The organism is Xanthobacter sp. BG11Y11_SDJG (assembly GCF_057364445.1).
On the sequence record NZ_JBNFNU010000345.1, the window covers coordinates 1 to 4,531 of the forward strand.

Consider the following 4,531-nt stretch of genomic DNA (forward strand, 5'->3'; position numbering starts at 1 on the left):
GCTTCAGCTTCGCGCGCACCGTGCGCGGCGTGATGGAGGTGGCGCGGCTCGACGCCGCCTTCCTCGCCTCGCCCGACGCCCGGCGCCTGGCCACGCTCGCGCGCGACCTCGACGGCGTGTTCGCCGGCGCGGCGACGCTGAAGCGCAAGAGCGACGAGCACCTGCTGTTCGGCGCCATCGACCTGTTCGACGCCGTCACCGATGCCGGCCGCAAGGGCCTCTCGCTCCAGCGCTACAAAGGCCTCGGCGAGATGAACCCCGACCAGCTCTGGGAAACCACGCTGGACAAGAACGCCCGCTCCTTGCTCCAGGTGAAGATCAAGGAAGTGGACGCGGCCGACGACCTGTTCAACCGCCTGATGGGCGACACGGTGGAACCGCGCCGCGAGTTCATCCAGGAGAACGCGCTCAAGGCCAGCGTCGACGTCTGAGGGCGGGGGCGCACAACCAGCGCCCCAACCTCGGACCGTCGCCCTCCGGCTTGACCGGAGGGCCCACCCTCGCGCCCCAGGCATGGATGCTCCGGTCAAGCCGGAGCATGATGACGGCGCGCGGGACATGGCAGCCGCCGGGCATCCCCGAGAACAAACGAAAACGTGCCCCGCACACCGATTCGGACGCGCTCCGTTCGCTGGCCGTTCCGCCGACACGGTCGGGGCGTCCCGGAACAGGACGCCCCCTCAATCCGCCCGCAGAGCGAAGCGCAGGAGGACGGTGCGCTGGAGCGGGTTGAAATTGTCGTCGGAAATGATCGTCAGCAGCGTCTCGCCGGCCGCGTTGCGGGTTACGGCGAGCCCCTCCATGTTGTCGATCTGGTAGCCCATGTCGAAGGTGCCGAGCACTTCGCCGTCGATCACCGCCCCCGGCGTCACGGCGGCGAGCGGGAAGCGGCGCAGGCGCATCTTCACGCCGGTCGAGCGGGTGTAGTGGCGCTCCAGCAGGATCACGTCGCCGTCCGGCGTCAGCGCCGCGTCGGTGGCGGCGAAGGCATCATGCCGGCGCACCGAGAACGTGCCTGGCCGGGGACCGCCGATGATGAAGCCGTCGAGCGTGTCCGCACTTGTCACGCCCTCCTCGGACAGGCCCATGAGCGCGCCCCTGAGCGGGCCTGACGGCACGAAGACCAGCGTCTCCAGCCCCTTGTTCACGGACAAGGAGCGGACCGCCGGAGCTGCCACCGGGACACCGTTCGCGCCCAGAGGCGCGCGGGGATAGCGCCAGATCTGGTTGCGCCCCTCGAAGCCCACATAAGCGGCGTCGGCGGACAGGGTGAGGCTCTCGGCATCGCCCTGTCCGGAACGCGCGATCGGCAATCCCTTGTCGTCGCGGATGGCGATGGCGCTCACGTCCGCCATCCCCACCGGCCGGTCGCCCTCCAGCACCAGCCGCCCTGCGAGGAACAGGCCGGCGTCGGTCACGGCGAGGAAGCGCGCGCCGTCGTCGTCGAGCGCCAGCCCGGAGATGCCGCCGAAGCCGGGAAAGGCGGAGGACAGCACCAGCCCGCCGCGGAATTCCAGAGGCCCGAAGCGCTGCCGCTCGTCATTGAAGGCGAAGGTCTTCACCGGCGCGGCGTCCACCGCCACCGGCACCTTCTCCAACGGCAGGGCGCCGGGCTTGGTGAAGGCGGTGGCGAGGGCGAGCGCGGCGAGAAGCGCGGCGGCGGCGAGCGCCAGCGGCGAGACTGGGTGGCCGAGATGGCGGCGACCGCCCAAGGAGGCCCTTCAGCAAATCGCGCCGGCCGAAGCGGGCGCGACCACGTCGCCGAAGGTGGGGGGCGTCGGAGAGATTTGCGGCGACGTCGTCCGCGGCCTCGCGCGCGCGGGCGGTGGGGACGAAGAAGGGGGCTGGCTCTGGACCATGGCTGGCATCCACCGTCTCGGGAAGAGATTGGCGGCAAGCCTAGGCTTGGCCCGTGACACGCGATTGAACGTGCCCGGCCCGCCACGCAAAGGGCGCCCGGATGGGCGCCCCAGTGGGAGAGACCCGAGAGCCCAAGGCGGCCCGGCGAACCGGGCCGCCGGAAGGCGCATCAGACCGAGTAGTACATCTCGAACTCGACCGGGTGCGGCGTCATCTCGAAGCGCATCACCTCGGCCATCTTCAGCTCGATGTAGGACTCGATGAAGTCCTTCTGGAACACATCGCCCTTCAGCAGGTAGTCGTGGTCGGCCTCGAGCGAGGCGAGCGCCTCGCGCAGCGAGCCGCACACGGTCGGGATCTGCTTCAGCTCCGCCGGGGGCAGGTCGTACAGGTCCTTGTCCATGGCCGAGCCGGGGTCGATCCGGTTTAGGATGCCGTCCATGCCCGCCATGAACAAAGCCGCGAAGGCGAGGTAGGGGTTCGCGCCCGGATCGGGGAAGCGGACCTCGACGCGCTTGGCCTTCGGGTTGTTGGTGTAGGGGATGCGGCAGGAGGCCGAGCGATTGCGCGCCGAATAGGCGAGCAGCACGGGGGCCTCGTAGCCCGGGACCAGACGCTTGTAGGAGTTGGTCAGCGGGTTGGTGAACGCGTTCAGCGACTTGGCATGCTTGATGATGCCGCCGATGTACCACAGGCAGTATTCGGAGAGGTCGGCATACTTGTCGCCGGCGAACAGCGGCTTGCCGTCCTTCCAGATCGACTGGTGCACGTGCATGCCCGAGCCGTTGTCGCCGAACACCGGCTTCGGCATGAAGGTCGCCGTCTTGCCGTAGATGTTCGCCACCTGGTGGATGCAGTACTTGTAGACCTGCAGGTGGTCGGCCATGGTCACGAGCGAGCCGAACTTCAGGCCGAGCTCGTGCTGGGCGGACGCCACCTCGTGGTGGTGCTTCTCGACGTGGGCGCCCATCTTCGCCATGGAGGCGAGCATCTCGGAGCGCATGTCCTGGGCCGAGTCGATCGGCGGGACGGGGAAGTAGCCGCCCTTGGTCTTCACGCGGTGGCCGAGGTTGCCGCCCTCATACTCGGTGTCGAAGTTGGTCGGCAGCTCGATGGAGTCGAGCTTGAAGCCGGTGTTGTACGGGTCGGCCTTGAAGCGCACGTCGTCGAAGATGAAGAACTCGGCCTCGGGGCCGAAATAGACCGCGTCGCCGATGCCGGTCGACTTGGCGTAGGCTTCCGCCTTCTTGGCGATGGAGCGCGGGTCGCGGCCGTAGGGCTGGCCGGTGGTGGGCTCCAGCACGTCGCACACGATGGACATCGTGGTCTCGGAGAAGAACGGGTCGATGCAGGCGCTCGCCGGGTCCGGCATCAGCAGCATGTCGGACTCGTTGATGGCCTTCCAGCCGGCGATGGAGGAGCCGTCGAAGGCGGTGCCTTCGGAGAGGAATTCCTCGTCCACCATGCCGATGTCGAAGGTCACGTGCTGCCACTTGCCGCGCGGGTCGGTAAAGCGCAGGTCGACGTATTTCACGTCCTCGGACTTGATGGCGTCGAGGACGTCCTTGACCGTCTTGAGCTTCATGAGAGGGTCTACCTTTCTTCGATCAGCAGTGAAATGGGCGAGGAAGGGAAAGTCAGATGGCGTCGAGGCCGGACTCGCCGGTGCGGATGCGGATCGCCTCCTCGATCGAGGAGACGAAGATCTTGCCGTCGCCGATGCGCCCGGTCTGGGCGGCGCGGCGAATGGCGTCCACGGCCTTGTCCACCATTTCGTCGGAGAGAACGATTTCGATCTTCACCTTGGGCAGGAAGTCCACGACGTACTCGGCACCGCGGTAAAGCTCGGTGTGGCCCTTCTGGCGCCCAAACCCTTTCGCCTCCGTTACGGTGATGCCCTGCAGGCCCACGTCCTGAAGCGCCTCCTTCACCTCGTCCAGCTTGAAGGGCTTGATGATTGCCTCGATCTTCTTCATGCGCTCCGTCTCCCTGGCCCGGCCCCTCCGCCGCATGGCCGAGCCGGCGCATTTGAAGCAGGATGCGTGCCACGCTCAGGCTCCATGGCCCGCGCCGTCCGACTCCCGCAGAGGAGCGCATTTATGCACGGATCGTAATCACATTGAGTAAAGTTTAGGCGAAATTTTCCCGGCGGCAGGCAGCGGCTTGGATATGAACTAGGCAGGCGGGAGCTGGATGTGGGCTGCGAGCTTCTCGATCCCTCGGAAATGGCGCGCGCGGACGCTTTCGCCGTGCAAATGGGCACGCCGTCCCTAACGCTCATGGAGCGCGCCGGCACCGCTGTCGCAGACGTTGTGGCGCGCAGTCCGCTCGCCACCCGCGTGCTGGTGCTGTGCGGGCCGGGCAACAATGGCGGCGACGGATTCGTCGCCGCGCGCATCCTCGCCCAGCGCGGCTTCCGGGTGCGCCTCGCGCTGCTCGGCGACCGCGATCGGCTTGCGGGCGATGCCGCCGCGGTGGCGCGCCTGTGGAAGGGGCCGGTGGACGAGCCGGCGGCGGTGGACCTTGCCGCCTGCGATCTCATCGTCGACGCTTTGTTCGGCGCCGGCCTCGCTCGCGACCTCGACGGCGCGGCGAAGGCGCTGGTGGAGCGGCATGGCGGCGGCGGGCCGGCCCATCGTCGCCGTCCGACCTGCCGTCCGGGCTCGACGGC

The 4,531-nt window shown here is 68.1% G+C and carries 4 protein-coding genes and 1 pseudogene; 2 read left to right on the forward strand and 3 right to left on the reverse strand.

The annotated features are described in order from the left end of the window. Positions 1-431, forward strand: a pseudogene (locus tag AC2W7M_RS20285) (DNA gyrase subunit B); the annotation flags it as partial. Positions 432-680: 249 nt separating this feature from the next. Here AC2W7M_RS20285 and AC2W7M_RS20290 read toward each other — a convergent pair. From AC2W7M_RS20290 to AC2W7M_RS20300, 3 genes are all read right to left on the reverse strand, one after another. Further along, positions 681-1,712: an esterase-like activity of phytase family protein gene (locus tag AC2W7M_RS20290; protein WP_486134429.1), complete on the reverse strand. Its 1,032-nt coding sequence runs from the start codon at positions 1,710-1,712 to the stop codon at positions 681-683. 317 nt (positions 1,713-2,029) lie between these two features. Beyond that, positions 2,030-3,445: a type I glutamate--ammonia ligase gene (glnA, locus tag AC2W7M_RS20295; RefSeq protein WP_486134431.1), complete on the reverse strand. Its 1,416-nt coding sequence runs from the start codon at positions 3,443-3,445 to the stop codon at positions 2,030-2,032. A gap of 52 nt (positions 3,446-3,497) precedes the next feature. Then, complete coding sequence (locus tag AC2W7M_RS20300) at positions 3,498-3,836, reverse strand: P-II family nitrogen regulator (protein WP_121622298.1); 339 nt, start codon at positions 3,834-3,836, stop codon at positions 3,498-3,500. 219 nt (positions 3,837-4,055) lie between these two features. Here AC2W7M_RS20300 and AC2W7M_RS20305 point away from each other — a divergent pair. Beyond that, positions 4,056-4,531 (forward strand): NAD(P)H-hydrate epimerase (locus tag AC2W7M_RS20305; protein WP_486134433.1); only part of this gene is annotated, 476 nt, incomplete at its 3' end.